General features: G+C 70.4%; 17 protein-coding genes and 2 pseudogenes. 7 read left to right on the top strand and 12 right to left on the bottom strand.

Annotation, left to right across the window (positions count from 1 at the left end):
- Window positions 1-48: 48 nt before the first annotated feature.
- The 4 genes from ACIQRL_RS16680 (at window position 49) to ACIQRL_RS16695 (ending at window position 3,729) form a co-directional block, all read left to right on the top strand.
- Window positions 49-1,101 (top strand): aliphatic sulfonate ABC transporter substrate-binding protein, encoded by a 1,053-nt coding sequence (locus tag ACIQRL_RS16680; protein ID WP_401331944.1) that lies wholly within the window; start codon window positions 49-51, stop codon window positions 1,099-1,101.
- 33 nt (window positions 1,102-1,134) lie between these two features.
- On the top strand, window positions 1,135-2,481 hold the full coding sequence (locus ACIQRL_RS16685) for an LLM class flavin-dependent oxidoreductase (RefSeq protein WP_401331945.1): 1,347 nt from the start codon (window positions 1,135-1,137) through the stop codon (window positions 2,479-2,481).
- 360 nt (window positions 2,482-2,841) lie between these two features.
- Window positions 2,842-3,069 (top strand): nitroreductase/quinone reductase family protein, encoded by a 228-nt coding sequence (locus ACIQRL_RS16690; protein WP_401331946.1) that lies wholly within the window; start codon window positions 2,842-2,844, stop codon window positions 3,067-3,069.
- A 402-nt stretch (window positions 3,070-3,471) separates the two neighbouring features.
- Window positions 3,472-3,729 carry a profilin family protein gene (locus ACIQRL_RS16695; RefSeq protein ID WP_401332402.1) on the top strand — a complete coding sequence of 86 codons (258 nt, stop codon included), beginning with the start codon at window positions 3,472-3,474 and terminating at the stop codon, window positions 3,727-3,729.
- 482 nt (window positions 3,730-4,211) lie between these two features.
- On the opposite strand, the gene ACIQRL_RS16700 is transcribed toward ACIQRL_RS16695, so the two are convergent.
- The 7 genes from ACIQRL_RS16700 to xylB all read right to left on the bottom strand — a co-directional run bounded on the left by ACIQRL_RS16700 (window position 4,212) and on the right by xylB (window position 13,875).
- Complete coding sequence (locus tag ACIQRL_RS16700; RefSeq protein ID WP_401331947.1) at window positions 4,212-5,735, bottom strand: aldehyde dehydrogenase family protein; 1,524 nt, start codon at window positions 5,733-5,735, stop codon at window positions 4,212-4,214.
- 137 nt (window positions 5,736-5,872) lie between these two features.
- Window positions 5,873-7,174 carry a GAF domain-containing protein gene (locus ACIQRL_RS16705; protein WP_401331948.1) on the bottom strand — a complete coding sequence of 434 codons (1,302 nt, stop codon included), beginning with the start codon at window positions 7,172-7,174 and terminating at the stop codon, window positions 5,873-5,875.
- A gap of 132 nt (window positions 7,175-7,306) precedes the next feature.
- A complete protein-coding gene (locus tag ACIQRL_RS16710; protein ID WP_401331949.1) occupies window positions 7,307-7,906 on the bottom strand; it encodes an N-acetylmuramoyl-L-alanine amidase in 600 nt (199 codons plus the stop codon).
- A 237-nt stretch (window positions 7,907-8,143) separates the two neighbouring features.
- Window positions 8,144-9,157, bottom strand: coding sequence for an acetamidase/formamidase family protein (locus tag ACIQRL_RS16715; RefSeq protein WP_401331950.1), 1,014 nt, complete (start codon window positions 9,155-9,157; stop codon window positions 8,144-8,146).
- Window positions 9,154-10,638 (bottom strand): APC family permease, encoded by a 1,485-nt coding sequence (locus tag ACIQRL_RS16720; protein ID WP_401331951.1) that lies wholly within the window; start codon window positions 10,636-10,638, stop codon window positions 9,154-9,156. Before ACIQRL_RS16720 ends, ACIQRL_RS16715 begins: the two co-directional genes overlap by 4 nt.
- A gap of 424 nt (window positions 10,639-11,062) precedes the next feature.
- Window positions 11,063-12,271 (bottom strand): ROK family protein, encoded by a 1,209-nt coding sequence (locus tag ACIQRL_RS16725; RefSeq protein ID WP_401331952.1) that lies wholly within the window; start codon window positions 12,269-12,271, stop codon window positions 11,063-11,065.
- 158 nt (window positions 12,272-12,429) lie between these two features.
- Window positions 12,430-13,875, bottom strand: a complete 1,446-nt coding sequence (gene xylB / locus ACIQRL_RS16730; RefSeq protein WP_401331953.1) for a xylulokinase — start codon at window positions 13,873-13,875, stop codon at window positions 12,430-12,432.
- A 199-nt stretch (window positions 13,876-14,074) separates the two neighbouring features.
- On the opposite strand from xylB, the gene xylA reads away from it, so the two are divergent.
- Window positions 14,075-15,241: a xylose isomerase gene (xylA, locus tag ACIQRL_RS16735; protein WP_401331954.1), complete on the top strand. Its 1,167-nt coding sequence runs from the start codon at window positions 14,075-14,077 to the stop codon at window positions 15,239-15,241.
- A 557-nt stretch (window positions 15,242-15,798) separates the two neighbouring features.
- Complete coding sequence (locus tag ACIQRL_RS16740; protein ID WP_401331955.1) at window positions 15,799-16,356, top strand: hypothetical protein; 558 nt, start codon at window positions 15,799-15,801, stop codon at window positions 16,354-16,356.
- Between the two features lie 66 nt (window positions 16,357-16,422).
- Here the strand turns inward: ACIQRL_RS16740 and ACIQRL_RS16745 are convergent.
- Window positions 16,423-17,767, bottom strand: a pseudogene (locus tag ACIQRL_RS16745) (esterase-like activity of phytase family protein).
- 456 nt (window positions 17,768-18,223) lie between these two features.
- Here ACIQRL_RS16745 and ACIQRL_RS16750 point away from each other — a divergent pair.
- On the top strand, window positions 18,224-18,406 hold the full coding sequence (locus ACIQRL_RS16750) for a hypothetical protein (RefSeq protein WP_261703155.1): 183 nt from the start codon (window positions 18,224-18,226) through the stop codon (window positions 18,404-18,406).
- Between the two features lie 120 nt (window positions 18,407-18,526).
- Here the strand turns inward: ACIQRL_RS16750 and ACIQRL_RS16755 are convergent, their stop codons facing one another.
- The 4 genes and pseudogenes from ACIQRL_RS16755 to ACIQRL_RS16770 form a co-directional block, all read right to left on the bottom strand.
- Complete coding sequence (locus tag ACIQRL_RS16755) at window positions 18,527-19,375, bottom strand: hypothetical protein (RefSeq protein WP_401331956.1); 849 nt, start codon at window positions 19,373-19,375, stop codon at window positions 18,527-18,529.
- A 134-nt stretch (window positions 19,376-19,509) separates the two neighbouring features.
- Window positions 19,510-19,827: a hypothetical protein gene (locus ACIQRL_RS16760; protein WP_401331957.1), complete on the bottom strand. Its 318-nt coding sequence runs from the start codon at window positions 19,825-19,827 to the stop codon at window positions 19,510-19,512.
- Window positions 19,828-19,937: 110 nt separating this feature from the next.
- A pseudogene (locus ACIQRL_RS16765) lies at window positions 19,938-20,149 on the bottom strand (PadR family transcriptional regulator); the annotation flags it as partial.
- 108 nt (window positions 20,150-20,257) lie between these two features.
- Entirely contained in the window at window positions 20,258-20,869 is a 612-nt protein-coding gene (locus ACIQRL_RS16770) for a class I SAM-dependent methyltransferase (RefSeq protein WP_401331958.1), read from the bottom strand.
- Window positions 20,870-20,915: the final 46 nt, after the last annotated feature.

Below are 20,915 nucleotides of genomic sequence, written 5' to 3' on the forward strand. Positions count from 1 at the left end.
CACCCGCCGACTTCTCCCGCCCCAGCACAGAAAGCACGTGAGAATCCCATGTCCAGAAGCACCTCCCGCATCGTCGCAGCCGTCGGCCTGTTCGCCCTGGGAAGTTCCCTCGTCGCCTGCGCATCGACGTCGGAGGCCGCCGCGCCCCTGAGCAGTTCCAGCGGATCGGGCGCCGGAAGCCACCCCGAGTGGAAGAAGTACACCTTCACTATCGGCGACAACGGCGGTGACGGCAGCCAGGAGCTGGCGAAGATCACCGGCGTGTTCGACAACGCGCCCTACAAGGTGAAGTTCGCCCGCTTCACCTACGGCCCGCCGCTCGTGCAGGCGGCCGCGTCGGGTGACATCGACCTGGGCAGCGTCGGTGACGTGCCGCCGATCACCGGCGCCGCGAAGGAGTACGGCTTCAAGGTCGTCGCCGTCAACCGTTCCCTCAGGCCCACCCAGGCGAACGAGAACATCATCGTGCCGAAGGGCTCGACGCTGAAGACGCTCGCGGACCTCAAGGGTAAGAAGATCGCTGTGCCGCAGGGCAGTTCGGCTCACGGGCTGGCGCTGAACGCGCTCAAGAGCGTGGGCCTCACCCCCAAGGACGTGAAGCTGGCCTTCCTCGACCCGGCGGCCGGCGCCACGGCGTTCAACACCGGCAAGGTGGACGCCTGGTCCATCTGGAACCCGCAGTCGGCGATCGCGGTCAAGAACGGCGCGCGGATCCTGGCGAAGGGGCTCCCGCCGATCGACCAGACGAGCAGCTATTACGTTGCGAGCGAGAGTTCCCTGAACGACAAGACCAAGCGGGCGGCTCTCACCGACGTCCTGCAGCGGCTCGCCCACGAGTTCGCGTGGGCGATCAAGCACGAGGGCAAGTACGCGGAGGCGATCTCCAAGGAGGAGGGCATCCCCCTGGACGACGCCAAGGCGTCCCTGAAGGCCTTCGAGACCCGGGTGACCCCGGTGGTGAAGCCGGACATAGCGGCGGAGCAGAAGCTCGCCGACGCCTTTCTGGAAGCGGGCCAGATCACCAGGAAGGTCGACGTCGCGTCGATCACCGACAACCTCCTCCCGGCCGGATACGACAGCTCGAAGCTGTCGGTCGGCTGATTCACCACACCACGAACGGACTGGAGAACACTCGTGAGCGATCAGAGAAGACGCCGACTCCACCTCAACGCCTTCCTCATGGAGGCGGGCCACCACGAGGCGGCGTGGCGGCTCCCGCAGAGCAACCCGAGGGCGGACTTCGACCTGCGGCACTGGATCGAACTGGCTCAACTGGCGGAGAACGCCAAGTTCGACTCACTGTTCCTCGCGGACGGCCCGGCGATCACCGGCACGGGCGAGTTCCGGCCGCCGGGCCAGCTCGAGCCGCTCACCCTCCTGACCGCGCTGTCGCAGGCGACCAGCAGGATCGGACTCATCGCGACCGTCTCGTCGACCTACAACGAGCCCTACAACCTTGCCCGTCGCCTCGCGTCGGTCGACCACGTCAGCGGCGGCCGGGCCGGCTGGAACATCGTCACCTCGGCGGGCGCCGACGAGGCGGCCAACTTCGGCCTCGTCGACCGTCCCGACCACGCCGAACGGTACGCCCGGGCCGATGAGTTCCTGCACATCGCCAAGGCGCTGTGGGACAGCTGGGAGTCCGAGGCCGTCGTCGCCGACAAGACCACGGGGCGCTACGCCGACCCCGCCCGGCTCCACAGGCTCGGCCACCGGGGCAAGCACTTCTCGGTGGCCGGCCCGCTCAACGTCGAGCGTCCGCCGCAGGGTCACCCCCTGCTCGTGCAGGCCGGCTCCTCCGAGGACGGCAAGGACTTCGCGGCACACCACGCCGAGGCGATCTTCACCGCCCACCAGACGTACGAGCGCGCGGCCGGCTTCTACGCCGACATCAAGGCCAGGACCAGGGCCGCAGGGCGTGACCCGGACGGTGTGATCGTGCTCCCGGGCATCGTCCCCTACATCGGGTCGACCGAGGCGGAGGCCCGCGCGCTGGCGAAGCAGTTCGACGATCTGCGCCTTGCGGAGTACGGGCTGCGTCAACTGGCCGCGGTCTTCGAGACCGAGCCGTCGGTGTTCGAACTCGACGAGTCACTGCCGGACTTCATCCTCGCGAGACCGAAGCTGGAGGGCTCGCAGAGCCGATCCGACCTCATCATCGAGCTCGCCGTACGCGAGAAGCTGACGGTTCGCCAGATCATCTCGCGGCTCGGCGGCGGCCGCGGTCACTTCGAGTACATCGGCACGCCGGAACAGGTGGCGGACACGATCGTCACCTGGTTCGAGGGCGGTGCCGCGGACGGGTTCAACATCATGGCGCCGGCCCTGCCGTCCGGCCTGGAAACCTTCATCGAGCACGTCCTGCCGATCCTTCGCGACAAGGGCCTGTTCCGTGAGGAGTATGAAGGCACCACCCTTCGCGAGCACTACGGGCTGGCGGTGCCGGCCAACCGCTACCACGCGGAAGAGCCCGCTCTGTGAGGGCGGCTGTGGGCACCCAGTGTCAGGGGGTTCGCCCAGGCGTCCGAGGTCTCGGTACCCCCTCGCGTTGGTTGACCATGGGCCAGGCGAGGCTCTGGTGCCGCGGGTTCGGGGTGGCGCACGCTCTCCACGTCGGTGTCGAGCCGGCGGGACGTACGCGCCGTCGGCCTTCATGGTCTCGACCCTGCGTCGATCTCGGGTGATCGCGAGATCGAATCCGGTCCATGGCAGCCGGGTGCCTGAGGCGCGACGTCGGCTTCAGGTACTCGACTTCGTTGACCCGACGCTTCTTCTCGCGGAGCTCGGCGGTCACTCGCGACGCCGCTGCGGCCAGCCCGAGTCCTGCCGACAGTCGAGGGCTTGAGCCCGGTTCCAGAGAGGTCACGGCCCGTCCCCTCGACGGCCGTCCTCGCTGTCCTCCGGGGGTGGCCTCGCCACCCCACCTGGTGCAGCGACCTCACCGCCCACCCGGAGGTCCGCCTCCAGGTGGGCGCCGACGTTTTCGGGCAGGCGTCCGGCGGGCGGGAGGCGCAACGAGAGGCGATGCCGGCGCTGTTGCCGCTCTTCGACGACTGCCAGCCCGCGTGACCGCGGGATATCCCGTTGGTATTCATCGATGGCCGGTCGGCCGCGAGCGGGTCCTAGACGGGCTCGTCGCAGCGAACCGGGCGGACGTGGAGCCGGTCGCTCGCCTGCTGACCGTGCCGCGCCCCGGCGAATCGATCCGCCACGGGTCTCCGACGCAGCGCTCTCCGATCGCCACCCGGATGACCGACAGGTCGGCACCGCGTCCCCCGATCAACTGACGGAACACAACTCTCCGGACGGCAGGGGCCAAGTACTCCGCCTTCCGCCGGGCGGCGCGGTGGCAGCACTCTGCCTGGGATCGCCGAACCCACCGGTCTTCTCGCCCTCAGCGACCCCGACGGCGGAACCGCCGCTGCCGGTCCGGGATGTGATCGGCAAGCTTCCCGTGAGTGTCTCTTGACGATGCGTTACGAGGCTGCCATTGGTGTGCCCCGTCTGCATCGAGGACTTCCCACGTCGTCCTGGCAGGCTTACGCAGACTCTCTTATGAGCACGGGAGTGGTGGAGAGGGCCGCGATCTACGATGACCAGGGCACCTTGGCCGGGGCGAGTCCCGACTTCGCCCTGAAGGCGATGAGTTCAAAGCTCTGTGCACGGCGTTCACGGAACCGGAGGTCGCCTTCGCGAACGGGTCTGCTGCAGGGTTGGGTGACAGGTTGACCTGCCCCACCTCTCAGGTTCCAGTTCTGCCGGCTAACTGACGGCCTTCACGAAAGGCTGCCGGACATGCCCCGCGCCTACCCCGCGTAGAGAGTTTCGGTGTCGCACATGACGGACGCCTGTTCCGCAATGCTGCGGGAAACCGCATCGATCCTTCCGCGTACGGCATCACCTGGGGACGGGCGCGTGAGGCCGCGCTCACTCTCGACGAGCACGCCCTTGAGTTGGAGACGCCCCTACGACCTGCGCCACGCAGGCACCTTGATAGAGGACTCGATGAGGCGGTGGGATGGGCCCGATGCCCCAAAGCAGGACATGTGAGCCGCGCCCCGGCCCGGAAATGCCCCGGAACAGCTGGTCAGGGGTGGGACCGGAGTGGGAGATATCGGGAGGAACCCTATATCTCGCTCCGCGGCCCAGATGTGGGCCAAGAAGGGCGCCTGTCGGGCATCCGCCCTGGTCAGGCGCCCTTCTTTCTCGGCCTAGAAGAAGCCCAACTTCTTCGCCGAGTACGACACCAGAAGATTCTTCGTCTGCTGGTAGTGCTCAAGCATCATCTTGTGGTTCTCGCGGCCGATGCCGGACTGCTTGTATCCGCCGAATGCCGCGTGTGCCGGATAGGCGTGGTAGCAGTTCGTCCAGACCCGGCCGGCCTGGATGGCGCGGCCCGCCCGGTAGGCGGTGTTGATGTCCCGCGTCCACACGCCGGCGCCGAGCCCGTACAGCGTGTCGTTCGCGATCTTGATGGCGTCGTCGAAGTCGTCGAACGACGTCACCGAGACGACCGGCCCGAAGATCTCCTCCTGGAAGATCCGCATCCGGTTGTCGCCCTCGAAGATCGTCGGCTGGACGTAGTAGCCGCCCTTCAACTCCCCGTCGTGTTCGATGCGTTCGCCGCCGGTGAGCACCTTGGCGCCCTCCTGCCGGCCGATGTCGAGATAGGAGAGAATTTTCTCCAGCTGGTCGTTGGACGCCTGCGCGCCGATCATGGTGTCGGTGTCGAGCGGGTTGCCGGGCTTGATGAGCTCGGTGCGGGCGACCGCCGCCTCCATGAACTCGCGGTAGTGGCCGCGCTGGACGAGGGCGCGCGAGGGGCAGGTGCACACCTCGCCCTGGTTGAGCGCGAACATCGTGAAGCCTTCGAGCGCCTTGTCGCGGAAGTCGTCGTTCTGCGCCCAGACGTCGTCGAAGAAGATGTTCGGGGACTTGCCGCCGAGCTCCAGCGTGACGGGCTTGATGTTCTCCGAGGCGTACTGCATGATCAGCCGCCCCGTGGTGGTCTCACCCGTGAACGCGACCTTCGCCACCCGCGGGCTGGACGCCAGGGGCTTGCCCGCCTCCACGCCGAAACCGTTGACGATGTTCACCACACCCGGCGGGATCAGATCCGAGATCAGGCTCATCCAGTAGTGGATGGACGCCGGTGTCTGCTCGGCCGGCTTGATGACGACCGCGTTGCCCGCCGCCAGCGCCGGAGCGAGCTTCCACACCGCCATGAGAATGGGGAAGTTCCAGGGAATGATCTGCGCGACCACACCGAGCGGCTCGTGGAAGTGGTACGCGACGGTGTCGTCGTCGACCTCGCCGAGCGAACCCTCCTGGGCGCGGATCGCCCCCGCGAAGTAGCGGAAGTGGTCGATCGCGAGCGGGATGTCGGCGGCCAGCGTCTCGCGTACCGGCTTGCCGTTCTCCCAGCTCTCGGCGACCGCCAGCTTCTCCAGGTTCGCCTCCATCCGGTCGGCGATCTTGAGCAGGATGTCGGCGCGCGCGGTCACGGAGGTGCGTCCCCAGGCGGGTGCCGCCGCGTGTGCCGCGTCCAGTGCGCGTTCCACGTCCTCGGCGGTGCCTCGCGCGACCTCAGTGAACGGCTGCCCGTTCAACGGGCTCGGGTTCTCGAAGTACTGTCCGCGAGCCGGCGCGACGTACTCCCCGCCGATGAAGTGGTCGTAACGCGCCTGGTAGGAGACGATCGCGCCTTCACTGCCGGGCGCCGCGTAACGGGTCATGCTGGTTGCCTCCCGGAGAAGCGCTGCCCGCCGTTGGGCAGCTCTCGCCGCGAGGCTAGGAACCCGGACGTTGCAACGACGTTGCGCGGTCACGGAACCGCCGTCCCGCCCCGCAGGCGGGGGCCGTCCCCGCTCCGTCAGCGCGCCTGCGGTCGCATACGGACGTTGCGCGCGGAGTGCGCCCATCCGGCCGGTGCGGCCTGCTCGGACTCCAGCTCGGCCAGGCGCGCGTGGACGGCCGCGGCCGGGCGCAGCGCGGACAGCGCCCGCCAGACGTCGAGATCGTCCTCGCCCCAGGGCGCACGAGCCCAGTCGGCCAGCAGATCGGGGTCCCGCCGGGCGATGATCGCCGTGCGCAGCCCGTCGGCGAGCCTCCGCCGCAGCCGGACCACCGCCGGCGCCGTCGAACCCGGCAGCAGCGGACCGGCGTACACCGCCGCGGCAGCCGTCACCGCGCCGGTACCGAGCCGCCGTTCCACCACGGCCACATCGGACTCGACCGGCCGGGTGAGCCGGTAGGGACGCGAACCCAGCAGGCCCGGCCCGAGGATTCTGCGCAGCCGCGCCAACTCGGCCCGCAGGGTCACCGGTGTCACCGACTCGTCCTCGTACAACGCGCACTGCAACTCGTCGCCCGTCAGGCCTTCCGGATGCCGCGCCAGCAGCACCAGGATCTCGCTGTGCCTCGGGCTGAGCCTGATCTTCCTTCCGTCCGCCACGAGTTGAGCCTCGTCGCGCCCCAGCGCCGTCAGCTCGAGGGCGCCCGCCATGGCCCTCGGCGGTGCGAGCAGCGCGAGATGGGCCTCGGCGGCCCGCGCCACCGCCTGTACGAAGCCCAGACTATGAGGATGCGCCAGCCCGTCCCCGCCGGTGATGTCGACCGCGCCGAGCACCCGCCCGGTGCGCGGATCGTGCACCGGTGCCGCCGCACAGGTCCAGGGCTGCACCCGCCGGATGAAGTGCTCCGCCGCGAACACCTGCACCGGACGGTCGACGGCGACCGCCGTTCCCGGCGCGTTCGTACCGACCGCCGTCTCCGACCACCGTGCGCCCGGCACGAAGTTCATCCGTCCGGCCTGCCGCCGCGTCCCCGGATGGCCCTCGACCCACAGGAGCCTGCCCTGCGCGTCGCACACCGCCAGAAGGTGCTCCCCGTCCGCCGCGAACGTTCCCATCAGTTCCCGGAACAGCGGCATCACCCGCGCGAGCGGATGCTCCGCCCGGTAGGAACCGAGTTCCCCGTCCATGAGTTCCACCCTCGCGGTGCCCTCCGGCACGACGCCCGCCCGCGCCGAACGCCGCCACGACTCCGCCACCACGGCTCGCACCGGCCGCGGCACCGTCCCGGCCTCGGTGAACGACTCGTACGCGCGGCGCAGCAGCCGAACCCGCTCGGCGGGGTCGGTCCCCGGTTCCAGGGCTACCCAAGGATCGGTCAACTCGGCCTCCCGGAAGGCGATGCGAATGGGTCCATCGTCACTCCCGGTGCGGGCCTCGACAACCCGTGTGACGCTCCCCTTCCGTTCGGGGCCTCGCGGCGTGCCCCCCGGGCCACCGCGAGGCACCCCTGGTCAGGCGAAGTTGACGAGCCTGATGTAGCGCGTCCAGTCCCAGTTCAGCCCGGGATCGGTGTGATCGGTGCCCGGCACCTCGTAGTGACCGAGGATGTGGGCGCGGTCCTTGGGGATCCCGTAGTCGTCGCAGATCGTGGCGGTGAGCTTGGCCGACTCCTCGTAGAGGGCGTTGGTGAAGTAGGCGGGTTGGTCCACCCAGCCCTCGTGCTCGATGCCGATGCTTCTCGTGTTGTAGTCCCAGTTCCCCGCGTGCCAGGCGACGTCGTGCTCCCTCACACACTGGGCGACATGGCCGTCGGCCGAGCGCACGACGTAGTGGGCGGACACCTGCTTCTGCGGATTCTGGAAGATGGACAGGGTGTTGGTGTACGTCGCCTGGGTGACGTGGATGATCACATAGTCGAGTTCGTAGCTGTCGGGGCGGTCGGACGCCGTGTAGTTGGAGCTCGTCGCCGGTGTCCACTCGGCACCCGGATAGTCGACGACCGCCGCTTGCGCCGTCGCTTTGGCATCGGGTAGCAACGCGTAGGGGAGGGCCGCGAGGGCTGCGCCCTTGAGCAGCATCCGCCGGCTCGGGAACGACCGTGCTCGCTCCATGGAGAGTTGGCCTTTCGTCGGTGGGGGTGGGGTCTTGACCTGGGCCGCCCTGGACCCCGGGCCCCTGAACCCGACTCGGGCCCAGGAGTCCCGGACCCCGGACCCGGGGATTTGGGATCCGGAGCCGGGAGTTGTGGGCGGGGTCCGGAGTCGGGATCCCGCGGTCGGGAGTCGGGAACCTGGAGTGGGGTTCGGGAGCGGCGTCGGTCCGAGGCGTGTCGTGAGCGGGCCGTGCGATCAGTGCCGGAGCGACGCGGCGGTCTCGCGCAGTCGGGCGTGCAGGCCGCGATGCGTCTCACGCGCGGGCAGCCAGTCCTTACGCAGCTTGGCGACACACGTGTAGTTGGTGTCGCAGACGTTGGCGATGGGGGACTCGACCGTCTGCGTCGCGAACTGGTAGGCGTCCAGCTCGCTGAACCCGTAGTCGCGCACGAGCCACTGCACGAGGTCGAGCTGGGATATACGGAACGCGTCCTCCAGAGGGCGTGCCGAGCCGGTCGAGATGATGTGGGTGTCGGACTCGATGCGAGGCCACGGGGTCGCGATTCCCTTGAGGAGTTCCACGATCACCACCGTGTTCATCGCGCACTCGACGGCGACTCCGCAGGTCTCGCCCTCACCCTGCCGCGCGTGCCCGTCGCCGAGACTGAGCAGAGCCCCTTCGACGTTCACCCCGAGGTAGCAGGTCACCCCGGCTCGCATCTCCGGCGTGTCCATGTTCCCGCCGTGCGCGTCGGGGACCAGAGCGGAGCGCACCTCCAGATTGGCGGGCGCCACGCCGACGGTGCCGTGCATCGGATCCATCGGCAGTTCGATCCGGATGTCGCTGTCCCGCGCGCTGAAGAGCGCGGTCCGCCGCTCCCGGTCGAGCTGCCAGATCCACACGGTCTCCGGCAGCGGCGGCTGCAGGGACGCGGTGGTGTGCGTCGAGGTCAGGGCGCCGAAGAGCGGGACCGTCGTGGATGCCGCCCAGTCACGGGCCGGCTCGATCGAGACGAAGTGGACCGCGACCGTGTCACCCGGCTCCGCTCCCTCGACGTGGAAGGGACCGGTCTGCGGATTGAGGAACGGGAACTCGCACACCTCGGACACCAGGTCCTTCTCGGAGCGCACCCGTCCGGCGAAGCAGTCCTCGGTGTAGAGGTCGAGCACCGTGCCCGGCGCGATGCGTGCCACGGGCGGTGCACCGCCGAACGTCCAGGCGAACTCGCCCGGCGCGGGGCGCACGGTCAGGATCCGGGGGTCGCTCATGGCTGCACGGCTCCGCTCTGCGAGGGGGCGGGGGTGGAGGTCTCGTCGAGGTGGACACGGGCGGTCTCGGCTATGCGCCCCGGGTGGCGGCGCAGCAGGAAGATCAATATCACGACACCGGCCGACATCCAGACACCCACGACCGGCCCGGCGTACGACACGGGCGCGGTCAGCTCGGTCACGAAATCGAAGACCGGCAGACCCGCCGCCGTGAGCAGCGCGGGGACGAAGGCGATGATGCCGAGCAGCGGGAACACCAGATGCCGCACAGGCTTGAACAACTCGCGTCTGCGGCGGAGGAAGTAGCCCGCGCAGGCGAGATTGACCACGATGTAGACGCCGACCACCACGGTGACGATGACTGTCGCGAGGAGCAGGAACGCGGTCACGGGGTCGTACGCGAGACCGAGTCCCAGCATGGCCGCCACCGCCACGGCGCACTGTACGGCCACCCCGGCAGCGGGGGACCGGTGTCTCGGGTGCACGCGGGCGAAGAGGGCGGGGAAGATCCGAATCCGAGCCAGGGCGAAGGCCGTTCGCGTGGAGACGGTGGCGCACGCGTTGGCGTTGGCGATCGTCGAATTGACCACCGCCAGGAACACGAGCACCCAGAACAGCCCGAACGAAGCGCGTGCCACGCCTTCCCACGAGGCGGCGCCGGAGGCCCCGAACCCCGCGAACCGGTCGGGACCGAAGTACACAGACATGGCGTACGTCGTCAGGACGTAGACGAGACCGATCGCGAGCGCCGCTCCGAGGACGGCCCGGTGCATCGTGCGCCGTGGGTCCTTGGTCTCCTCCGCGAGCGGGGCCGCCGCCTCGAACCCGGCGAAGGCGAGCACGGTGTACACCGACCCGGCGAACACACCACTGATCCCCTCGTACCCCGCCGCGGTGTGGGAGGTCCCGAACACCGACAGCGTGTTGTTCCCGCCGGCCTTGGCGATCAGCCATACCGCGAAGACGAGGAAGACCAGCACCTCGAAGACGCCGAGGACGGTACCGAAGCGCGCCGAGGCACGCACTCCCAGATAGCCCGCCACCGCGATGACCGCCGCGCCCGCGAGCGACCACGGCCACCAGAGGTCGTCCGGATACGAGGACCATTCCTGGTGCAGTGTGCCCGCCGTGGTGAACCCGAGCTGAAGAAGGAGCAGCGGCGGCACCAGGGCTTCGACGAACACATAGCCCCAGCCCACGAGGAATCCGACGGACGGATGCAGCCCCTGCGCGGTGTAGGTGGCCACCGAGCCAGCGGCGGGCATTTCCCGTGCCAGCTCCGCCACGCACGACGCGGTGAACAGACAGGCCACCAGGGCGATCAGTACGGACAGCGGCAGACTGCCGCCCGCGAACGCCGCACCGGACGGAATCGACGCGGCGACCGCCGCGGCCGGCGCCATGGCCGTGATGCTCTGGAACAGGACCTCGCGCAGGCCGATCGCCTCACGCCGCAGCCCCGGAACCGCCCCCTCCGACATCTGAACCCCCCGATTCGACCGGCATACAGCCATCGGCAGGACGGCTGCGCCTCGCGTGAATTACGGTACGGCGCTTGCCTGTTGGGCAGGAAGAGCGAGGCGCGATTCCGTGGACAGCCCGCGGATTGTGGACAAGACGATCACCCGCAAGAGGGAACGACCTGCCTGCGCTGCGGGAGCCTCGGCGCCTGACGTCGAAGCAGCGGCCACGAGCCCCTGGCCCCGCCCCTGTCCCGCCCTCGACGTCCGGTCCTGTTCCGCCGAGACGTCCCCCTCTGTTCGGCTCCGGCATCCGGTCCGGCTCCGCCCGTGACCGTCCGGCACCGGGCACCTACCGCATCAGCGACGGCCGCGGCGGCGCCGGTGCCGGGCAGCAGCGCTTCGCCCCGCTCAACAGCCCGGACCGCGTCCAGGACCGTTCCGCCTACGACCGTCCGGCCACCGCCGCCGGGTCGTCCAGCACCCCCCGCACCACCGAATGCGCCGCACCCAGCAGCGGCCCCTCGGATCCCAGCCGGGAGACGGACACGGGGCAGGCGGGACCCGCCGTGCGGCGCGCCAACTCGCCCTCCAGCGAAGGCAGCAGCCAGGGTGCGAGACCGGCGAGGGCCCCGCCCAGCACGACCGTCTCCGGGTCCAGCAGATTGACCGCCCCGGTCAGGGCGATGCCGAGCGCGGTTCCGGCGTCGCGCAGGGCACGTCGTACGTCCGGATCGCCTTCGGCGGCGCGCCGGGACAGCAGCCCGACCCGGTCGTCGCCCGGTTCCAGTCCGGCGGCACGCAGAACCGCCTCCTCGCCCGCGTACTGTTCGAGGCATCCGCGTCCGCCGCACGGGCATTCCGGTCCTTCCGGACGCACCGGCACATGCCCCAGCTCGCCCGCGAAACCGCGGGTCCCGCGCAGCAGTCGCCCGTCCACGAGCACCGCGGCACCGATGCCGATCTCCGCGGACACGTGCAGGAAGTCTCGTGGGGTCGCGTCACCGAGCCAGAGCTCCGCGAGACCGCCGAAGTTCGCTTCGTTGTCCACGGTCAGCGGCAGCTCGGAGGGCAGCAGCTCACCGAGGTCCGTGTCGTGCCACTCGAGGTTCGGGGCCCGGACCACGGTCCGGGCGTCGCGTGCCACGAGGCCCGGGACGGCGACGGCGAGGCCCGCGGGCCACAGTCCCTCCCGGTCGGCCTCGGCGACCACCTGACGCACCAGCGCCGTCAGCTCCCGGATCACCGGCCCGGCAGCCCGGCCGCGGTTCGTGCCGTGGCGTACGGCGCGGACTCGCACGGCACCGCGGAGATCGACCGCGCACACCGCGAGATGGTCGACGCCCACCTCCGCGCCGATCCCGGCGGGGCCGTGTCCGCTGACGGCGAGGGCGGAGCCGGGCCGCCCCACCGTGCCCGGCCGCTCGGGCCCGAGCTCTTCGAGGAGCCCCGCCCGGATCAACTCGTCGACCAGGGTGGACACGGCCGCCCGGGTCAGGCCTATGTGGGAGGCGACGGCGGCACGCGACAGCGGTCCCTCATCGCTGACCGTGTGCATGACCCGGGAGAGGTTGCGGCGGCGCATGCCCTGCTGGGTGTCGGGCAGTCGCCGGCCGGAACCGGTCGGGTGGGACTCGTGCAGCGGTGCGGTCATGCCTGCGTCAATCCTCGTCCGGCCGGTTCCGTCGGCCTCTCTCGGTGCCAGTCCGCGCCAGGCGGTCCCGCATCGTGCGGGGCCAACCGTGCGGCCCCGTCGGCACCGCCCGCGCGGGACGCCGTGCGGGGGAGGCGGTCCGGTCAGGTCGGTCCTGGTCAGCTCCTGTTCGGCTCCCGTTCGAGCAGCGGGGCCGCGTCGGAGAGTACCCCGGTGATCCTCGCGAGCGTCTCCTCGTCCCGCTCCACGGCGTCGAGCACCGGCCCGCGGGCGGTGCCCCAGCGGCGGGCGACCGCCGCCGGGTCCTCGCCCGTCAGCAGGCCCGCCGCCTGGGCGGCGGCGCCGAGCGCGACCAGTTCCCTGGCCTCGGGCACCTGAACGGGCCGGCCCGAGAGCCGGCGTACGGTCTGCTGCCAGGCCTTGCCCCGCGCCCCGCCGCCGATCAGCAGCAACGGCGCCGAGCGATCGGCGTCCGCGTCCAGAACCAGGTCGAGGGCGCCCAGCAGCGAGTGCACGGCGCCGTCGTACGCGGCCTGGAGCAGTTGCCCGCCCGTCGTGTCGTGCCGGAGTCCCTGCAGCAGTCCCGCTGAGTGCGGCAGGTTCGGTGTGCGCTCGCCGTCCAGATAGGGCAGCAGCGTCACCGAGGAGCCGGGCTCGACGGCCTCACGGTCGAGGCCGAGCAGCGCGGCGATCCGGTCGACGGCCAGCGTGCAGTTCAGCGTGCAGGCCAGCGGGAGCCAGTCGCCGCGCGCGTCCGCGAACCCGGCCACCGTGCCGGTCGGGTCGGCCGGGCGGTGTGTCGAGACGGCGTACACCGTGCCCGAGGTGCCGAGGCTCAGCACCGGGGTGCCGGGGCGCAGCCCGAGGCCGAGTGCTGCCGCCGCGTTGTCCCCGGTACCGGCCGCCACCAGGGTGCCCCTGGAGAACGGCAACTCACCCCTCGCGTGCACCGTTCCGGCCACCTCGCCCGGCCGGGCGACGCGGGGGAGCAGAGCGGGGTCGAGACCGATGTGCGCGAGGACCTCCTCGTCGTACGCCTCAGTCCCGGAGGCCCACCAGCCGGTGCCGGAGGCATCGCCGCGGTCCGTGGTGCCCTGCCCGGTGAGCCGTTCGGTGAGGTAGTCGTGGGGCAGCCGGACCGCCGCCGTCGCCCGGACGGCGTCCGGCTCGTGCTCGGCCAGCCAGGCCCACTTCGTGGCCGTGAAGGACGCCCCCGGCACGCTGCCGGTCCGTTCCGCCCAGGATTTCGGGCCGCCGAGCTCCTCGACCAGGCGACGTGCCTGCGGCGCCGAGCGCACGTCGTTCCACAGCAGGGCGGGCCGTACGGGTTCGCCCCGGGCGTCGAGCGTCACGAGCCCGTGCTGCTGCCCGCCGATCGACACCGCCGCGGCTTCGTGCGCGGCGTCGCCGCACTGGCGCAGCGCTTCGCACAGCGCGTCCCACCACTGGCGGGGGTCGCTCTCCCGGCCCGCCCCCGTCGAGACGGTGTGCGGCGCCTGTCCGCTGGCCACCACCAGTCCGGTCGACGCGTCGACGACCAAGGCCTTGGTGGACTGGGTGGACGTGTCCACCCCGACGACGAGCGGACCCTCGGCTGCTGACATCGGGCTCTCCCTCTTCCGCGGCTCTGCGGAATCTGTGCTGGTCACGGGGCTCTCCGGACCGCCACGGCCCGGGTCCCGCGCTTCGTCCCTGGACCCATGTGACCAGGGTTTCCTACTTCGTCTCTTCCCAGAGTCGCGTCCGCATACTAATTTGTAAACTGCCATGACGAAATAGTCGGAGCTAGCAAGGAGCCGCGACATGAACTACCAGCCCACCCCCGACGACAGGTTCACCTTCGGTCTGTGGACCGTCGGCTGGCAGGGAAGGGACCCGTTCGGCGACGCCACGCGGCGCGCCCTCGACCCGGTCGAGACGGTGCAGCGCCTGGCCGAGCTCGGTGCCTACGGAGTGACCTTCCACGACGACGACCTGATTCCCTTCGGATCCTCGGACAGCGAGCGCGAGGCGCACATCAAGCGCTTCAGGCAGACCCTGGACGCCACGGGCCTCAAGGTGCCGATGGCCACCACCAACCTGTTCACGCACCCCGTCTTCAAGGACGGCGCGTTCACCTCGAACGACCGCGACGTGCGCCGCTACGCACTGCGCAAGACGATCCGCAACGTCGACCTGGCGGTCGAACTCGGCGCCGAGACGTATGTCGCCTGGGGCGGCCGTGAGGGAGCGGAGTCCGGCGCGGCCAAGGACGTACGCGTCGCCCTCGACCGCATGAAGGAGGCCTTCGACCTCCTCGGTGAGTACGTGATCTCCCAGGGTTACGACCTGAAGTTCGCGATCGAGCCCAAGCCGAACGAGCCCCGCGGCGACATCCTGCTCCCCACCGTCGGCCACGCCCTCGCGTTCATCGAGCGCCTGGAGCGCCCGGAGATGTACGGCGTCAACCCGGAGGTCGGTCACGAGCAGATGGCCGGGCTGAACTTCCCGCACGGCATCGCGCAGGCCCTGTGGGCGGGCAAGCTCTTCCACATCGACCTCAACGGCCAGTCCGGCATCAAGTACGACCAGGACCTGCGGTTCGGAGCCGGCGATCTGCGGGCCGCCTTCTGGCTGGTCGACCTCCTGGAGAGCGCCGGTTACGCGGGCCCGAAGCACTTCGACTTCAAGCCGCCGCGGACCGAGGACTTCGACGGCGTCTGGGCGTCGGCGGAGGGCTGCATGCGCAACTATCTGATCCTGCGCGAGCGCGCGGCGGCGTTCCGGGCCGATCCCGAGGTCCAGGCCGCTCTGCGCGCCTCGCGTCTGGACGAACTGGCCCAGCCCACCGCGGCGGACGGTCTGGCGGCGCTGCTCGCCGACCGTGCAGCCTTCGAGGACTTCGACGTCGACGCCGCGGCCGCGCGCGGGATGGCCTTCGAGCAGCTGGACCAGCTGGCGATGGACCATCTCCTGGGCGCGCGGGGCTGATCGGGGGCTCCCAAGGGCACGGACCCGCCTTCAGGCGGGTCCGGCCCGCCCTGCGCGACGGCTGATCCGCGCGTGGAATTTCCCGGAATCATGCGATCCATGGCATGAGTCCGTATCAACTTCCGCACAAGGGTCGCGCGATGACCGGATTCGAGGCGACTCTTGGCGGTATGGCCATGCCGCCCGAACCGCCTCAGCCTCCACAGTCGCAGGGAGATACACGCCCTCCTGGGGGTGATGTCCAGGGCCCGCGCTCCGGCGGTTACGGTCCTCCGTCCTCCGGCGGTTACGGCCCGCCCTCTTCTGGCGGCTACGGTCCGCCTCCAGGTGGCTATGGTCCCCCTCCGGGGGGTAACGGCCCTCCCGGAGATCACGGATCGGCGTCACAAGGGGGCGATTGGCCTCCCGGGCAGAGCGGCGGGGGATGGTCGCCGCCGCCTCCTGCTCCACCCGGACCGCCGGACGGGCCCGGCGGTCACCGCGGAGGGCGGCGCCGTAACACCCTGCTCCTTGTCATCGCCGCGATCGTCGGTCTCGGCGTCATTGTCGCCGTGGCCGTGGCGGCCACAGGTGGCGGCGCGAAGGACAAGAAGTCCCCTACGGACAGCGGCGGACGGTCGCCCAGTCCCTCGCTGAGCATCCCCTCCGAACTGCCGTCACTGCCCTCGGACCTGCCCAGTGTCGTGCCGTCGCTGCCCTCGGACCTGCCCACCGGGCTGGTGCCCACCGGCCTTCAATCGCTGTTCCCGTCACTCGCGGACGACGAGGTGCCGTACTACATGCTCCGGAAGGGCGATTGTTTCGACGCGGACGACAGCCTGCCCGGACAGGCCGCCAAGCGGCGGTGTACACAACCGCACGACGCCGAAGTCGTGAAGGTCTCGGAAATCAACGGCACCTACACGACCGACACGGCACTCAAGAAGGCCGCGTCCGCGCTGTGCAAGGCCGCTCTGGAGCGAAAGGCGGCCGACCAGGCCGCCGGTACCGTGCGCGACACCGTCGTGCAGTACCCGGACACCGTCGGCTACAGGACGGGGATCGACAAGGTCGCGTGCAGCTTGTCCGCGGGCGTCGGCAAGGGCACCCACAAGCTCACCAGGCCGCTGAAGTGAGCGGCACGCGTGTGTGGCCGCTGTCCATCGTCCACACACGCGTGCCGGGCTCATGCGGCTCCGGGATCAGATCCCGCGCGGCAGCCGCACGCAGGTGACGGTCGTCTCGATACCGCTGTCCACCAGGCGGCCCTGCGCGTCGAAGGCGCCCGATCCGTCGGTCATCCCGAAGTCGTTGTCGTTGATGAGGGCGAGAGTGCCGTGGTCAACGCGTGCGACACCCTCGATCTTGCCGGGCACCCCCGCGACGGTGCCCAGGTCGACGACCAGACGCTTGTCCAGCACTGGAACGCCGGCCGCCGCCGGGTCGTCCAGCTGCTCCAGGGAAGGCGACGTGGTGTCGCTGTCCCAGGGGCCGCCGAGGATGTTCGCCTCGCGCGTGAGCCGTACCGACTGCAGACGGGCCGCCTTGTCGGTGCGCTCCTCGACGAGCAGCCGGTCGCCGCCGACAGCCACCACGGAGGAGATCTTCAGCTCGGACGTGTCGTTCTGGCTCGGGTCGACCACGTTCACCGGGTCGAAGCGGTACGCGTACTCGGCGGTCACGGCGCGCTTCTTGGGCGAGAAGCGCAGCAGCCGCGTGTTGCGCGAGGCGTCTCCCGCGTTTCCGTCCGGAAGTGAGAGCGGGCTCTGGAGGGCCATCACCAGGTCACCGTCGGGGAGTTCGGCGAGGCCTTCGAGGCCGCGGTTGATCTTGCGGTGGAGCAGGACGGCGGGCAGCGCCTCGACGACCGGGTAGTCCGTGCCGGTCAGGTTGAGACCCTTGGGCACATAGCGCGTGAGCACCTTCCCGCGCGCGGAGACATGGACCAGGCTCGGGCTGTATTCGTCGACGAGCCAGAAGGAACCGTCCTTCGCCCGCACGATGCCCTCGGTGTCCAGGCCGCTCGGGTTGTACGCGAGCGGGGTCTGGGCGTCGTAGGAGTACGGCGCCTCGTCGCGTCCCGCCTGGTTGGACAGGCCGGTGACCGGCTTCCCCGAGGAGGTGGTGATCGGGATCGAATCGATCACCTTCACGCTGTCACCGCACACCCGGATCTTCACGATGGCAGGGTCGAAGCCCGGTACCGGGAACGTCCGGCGCTTCTTGCCGTCCACCTTGATCTGGCCGTTGGGCCCCCGGTCGGTGACCGTCCAGAACTCGCCCCTGCGGCCGGCCGGGTAGATGTCGCTGCCGATGCCGCCGAGGTCGACACCGCGGTCGTTGTCCACCGTGCCGGGCAGCAGTGCGTTGCTGAACGCGCCCAGGGGGGAGGTCGCCGAGTGTCGCGGTGTGCGTCACCTGTGACTGCGCGGGTCCGGACGTCGCGCTCGCGCTGCCGCCCACCACGAAGGCGGCCAGCACGGCGAGCGGCACGCCCAGGGCGACGGATCGGTGGATGTGGCGCCGACCGACGGCATGCGGGGACATCAGGCCTCCATAGTCACAAGTTCTTTGCCAGCGGCCAGAGTTGGCCCTGGCACCGAACGAATCACGACCTGAGGGTGAACACAGCGCGTCAAGCAATCATCGGGTCTCCTTCGGTTGCGCGGAGGGAAGTTGACGGGTCCTCACAGCGTGTCTCGTACGGGTTTCGAGCGGACCCGCTCCACCCGGAAGCCCGCCGCTGCCCCCACCCGTCGGCGCCCACGGCTGACTACCCCCTGGTGCGCGTGCACTCTCCGGAGTTGGGTAGTTCCTGTGCGGAGACCGGGCTCGTCGAGTCCTGACGGCAGGACCCGGGCCCTGCGCGTGAGGCCGGGGAGCGGCTCAGGGTCGAGTAGGGGGCACGCGTCAGGGACGTATCAGGGTCGCCGTCCGGAACCGTGGGACGCGGAGACCCGTTCTCAGGACAGAGAGCGGCAGCAGCCGCGGAGGAGGCGACACATGTCGAAGAACGCGAAGATCGCCGCAGGAGGTGTGGCGGTCGGCCTGATTCTGTTGATCTGGCTGCCCTGGTGGGCCGCCTTCCTGATCGTGCTGGGAGTTCCGGCGGCCGCGTATCTGGCGCTGGACCCCTCGCAGCGGCGCAGGCTGCGCCGTGCCACCCGCAAGGAGCTCGGCCGCTGAGGAGCGACCGCCCGTCCGTCGGCCGTCCCTCCGCTCGCCGCGACCGGTGAGGGCCGGAGGGTCCGGCACAGGGGGCTGATCAAGGGCCGCGTCACCCGGAACTCCGCGTGACGCGGTCACTCAGCTGGGGCGGACCGCCATCTTGTCCAGGGCCTCCAGGAGCCCGGGCAGTTCCGGTCCGCGGCCTACGGGCAGGACCTCGCCGGGTTCCTCGTCGAGCAGGACGAACGCGATGTCATCGGTCCTGGCGACGAGAGACCAGCCGGGGCCGTCGGCGCGCAGGGTGCGAGCGTCGCCGGTGGCGAAGGACGAGCGGACACGGCCCAACGGGGGCGGTGTGTCCACGTACGAGCGCGCCTCGGCGAGAACACGGCGGACGCCGACGCGGTTCCCGGTCTCGCCGTCCTCGTCCGGAGAGTCCTCGGTGTCGTCCGAAGCCTGCCCGGCACCGTCCGAGGGGGCGAACTCGTCGTCGTCGATCTGGTCGCGCCACGTCGCCCACTGGAGCGCGATCTCGTCCGCTCCGAGGCGTCGCTGGGCCGGTCCCCAGGTCGTGGTGTCCGGCGGGCTGAGCGGGGGCCGGTCCGTGAGCTCGGTCGAGGGATCGTGCGGAGCCGGCACCCCGGGGGCCGACACGGCTACCTCGAGAGGCCAGCCGGGCAGTGCGGCGACAACCGTCCGCTCGTCCGGCGACAGCTCGTGTTCCATCCCGCAGTCCCAGGACGCGATGGCGACGGCGACCAGGGAGACGTCGTCGATGACGACGGTCCAACGCGCGCCCTCACCGTCCTGGCCCAGCACCAGTCCGTACCCCTCCGCGAGGGGTGCGAGGTCGAGCGTCGCGCAGGCCTCCGGGTAGTCGTCGCCGAGAACGCTGGGGAACTTCGCCGGTGTCAGCAGCACCGCCGTCAGCACATACAGCGCGTCGTCGTCCCCGGTGGCGACGGCGTCTTCGTCCGTCCCGGCCATTCCAGCCTCCCGATCGCTCCATCTGTCGGCGCACCCTAAGCGACCGGAAGGCGCTTGTCACGGGTCCGAAACGCATGCGGAGCTGCAGCTATCCGGCTGGACAGGGGCGAAACGCCCTCCCGGGCCCGCCCAGGTCAGGCCACCGGCAGTCCGAGCAGTGTACGGGCGACCGCTTGGGGCGACTCGTCGCGTTCGCGGGCGAGGGCGACAACAGCCCGGCAGGCAAGCTCGTTCACCCCGAAGGACAGTGCCTCCGGCGACACCCAGGTGGCCGCCTCGTCGATCTGCTCCTGGTTGCCCTCCGCACGCGCGGACACGTACACAGCGGCAGCCTCGAAAAGGTTGTATGTGCGCTTTCTCTCTTTCGGTGTCGTCTTCCGCGGGCGCCCCTCGGGCCGTTCGGCCGTCTTTCCGCGCCCCAGCGTGCGGAGCCTGCCGAATATGCCGGACATCAGGTCACCATCCCCCTGTTCGATCGCTGATCGTGCGGTTGCTGCTACTCAACGTAGAGATGGAGTCGCGGCGACAGAAGAGGGACGGCGCGGTGAAGCTCTGCGCCGCCTCAGCGGCCGGCCGCGTCGAGGGAGTCGAGCGTGGTCCGAAAGCCAGGGTCGGTTGGGCCTGGATGGTGGCCCGAGCGATGGTGAGGGTGCCGCGCCGGAAGGGATCGTCCAGCTCCTCGGCCCGGAGCGGCCGGTCACCGTCGCAGAAGAAGCTCGCGGGTTCCTCCAGGAAGGCCGGCCTGTGCCGTAGCGCGGCGGCCTGCGCCTCGGGTCCCGCAGACGTCCGACCGTGCCCGGTGCCGGACACAACATCATGTTGGACAACCCCGACGCGTTCGCCGCAGCCGTCGCCGGTACCGCCTGACGGCCGATCACCGGATCAGGCCTGCGGCCGTCCCCGGCGCACCGCCAGCGCGAGGAAGCGGGAGTCCTCGTCCACGTACGAGGTCATGGCCCAGCCCGAACCGGCCAGCAGTGGACCCAGGTTGGCCTCGGCACGCAGGTCGTCCGGAGTGATCTGCCGGCCCTGGCGGGCGGCGAGCGCCGCTCGGCCGATCGGGTGGAAGAGGGCCAGCGTGCCGCCGGGCCGCACCACCCGGGCCAACTCCCGCAGATTCTCGCCCGGGTTCGGCAGATGCGCGACGAGTCCGGCCGCGAACACCGCGTCCAGCGACTCCGTAAGCAGTGGCAGCCCGGTGACATCGGCCAGCAGCAGCTGTCCCTCGCGGTCCCGTCCGGCCCGAACCGCGGCCTCCAGCATGGCCGACGTGAGATCGGCTCCGACGACCACGCCGGCGCCGCCCACGGCCGCTCGCAGGGGAGTCAGGGCGCGCCCGGTGCCGCAGCCCGCGTCGAGCACGCGGTCACCCGCGCGCAACCCCATGCGTGCCACCGCGGCCTCGTAGGCGGGCCCGTCGTCGTGGAACCGGCTGTCCCAGTCGGCGGCACGCGAGCCGAAGAACTCCTGGACGTGTGTGTGGTCGTCGCTCATGTGCCGCATGATCTCTCACCGACACGAAGGACAACGCGGCGCACAC

Source organism: Streptomyces sp. NPDC091209 (assembly GCF_044757755.1).
Taxonomy (GTDB): Bacteria; Actinomycetota; Actinomycetes; order Streptomycetales; family Streptomycetaceae; genus Streptomyces.

What these genes read in the sequence shown, in the direction of transcription:
- ACIQRL_RS16680 (WP_401331944.1), top strand. Translation starts at nt 49, where the DNA reads ATGTCCAGAAGCACCTCCCGCATCGTCGCAGCCGTCGGCCTGTTCGCC.
- ACIQRL_RS16695 (WP_401332402.1), top strand. Translation starts at nt 3,472, where the DNA reads ATGCGTTACGAGGCTGCCATTGGTGTGCCCCGTCTGCATCGAGGACTT.
- ACIQRL_RS16700 (WP_401331947.1), bottom strand. Translation starts at nt 5,735, where the DNA reads ATGACCCGTTACGCGGCGCCCGGCAGTGAAGGCGCGATCGTCTCCTAC.
- ACIQRL_RS16710 (WP_401331949.1), bottom strand. Translation starts at nt 7,906, where the DNA reads ATGGAGCGAGCACGGTCGTTCCCGAGCCGGCGGATGCTGCTCAAGGGC.
- ACIQRL_RS16715 (WP_401331950.1), bottom strand. Translation starts at nt 9,157, where the DNA reads ATGAGCGACCCCCGGATCCTGACCGTGCGCCCCGCGCCGGGCGAGTTC.
- ACIQRL_RS16720 (WP_401331951.1), bottom strand. Translation starts at nt 10,638, where the DNA reads ATGTCGGAGGGGGCGGTTCCGGGGCTGCGGCGTGAGGCGATCGGCCTG.
- ACIQRL_RS16725 (WP_401331952.1), bottom strand. Translation starts at nt 12,271, where the DNA reads ATGACCGCACCGCTGCACGAGTCCCACCCGACCGGTTCCGGCCGGCGA.
- xylB (WP_401331953.1), bottom strand. Translation starts at nt 13,875, where the DNA reads ATGTCAGCAGCCGAGGGTCCGCTCGTCGTCGGGGTGGACACGTCCACC.
- xylA (WP_401331954.1), top strand. Translation starts at nt 14,075, where the DNA reads ATGAACTACCAGCCCACCCCCGACGACAGGTTCACCTTCGGTCTGTGG.
- ACIQRL_RS16750 (WP_261703155.1), top strand. Translation starts at nt 18,224, where the DNA reads ATGTCGAAGAACGCGAAGATCGCCGCAGGAGGTGTGGCGGTCGGCCTG.
- ACIQRL_RS16755 (WP_401331956.1), bottom strand. Translation starts at nt 19,375, where the DNA reads ATGGCCGGGACGGACGAAGACGCCGTCGCCACCGGGGACGACGACGCG.
- ACIQRL_RS16760 (WP_401331957.1), bottom strand. Translation starts at nt 19,827, where the DNA reads ATGTCCGGCATATTCGGCAGGCTCCGCACGCTGGGGCGCGGAAAGACG.
- ACIQRL_RS16770 (WP_401331958.1), bottom strand. Translation starts at nt 20,869, where the DNA reads ATGAGCGACGACCACACACACGTCCAGGAGTTCTTCGGCTCGCGTGCC.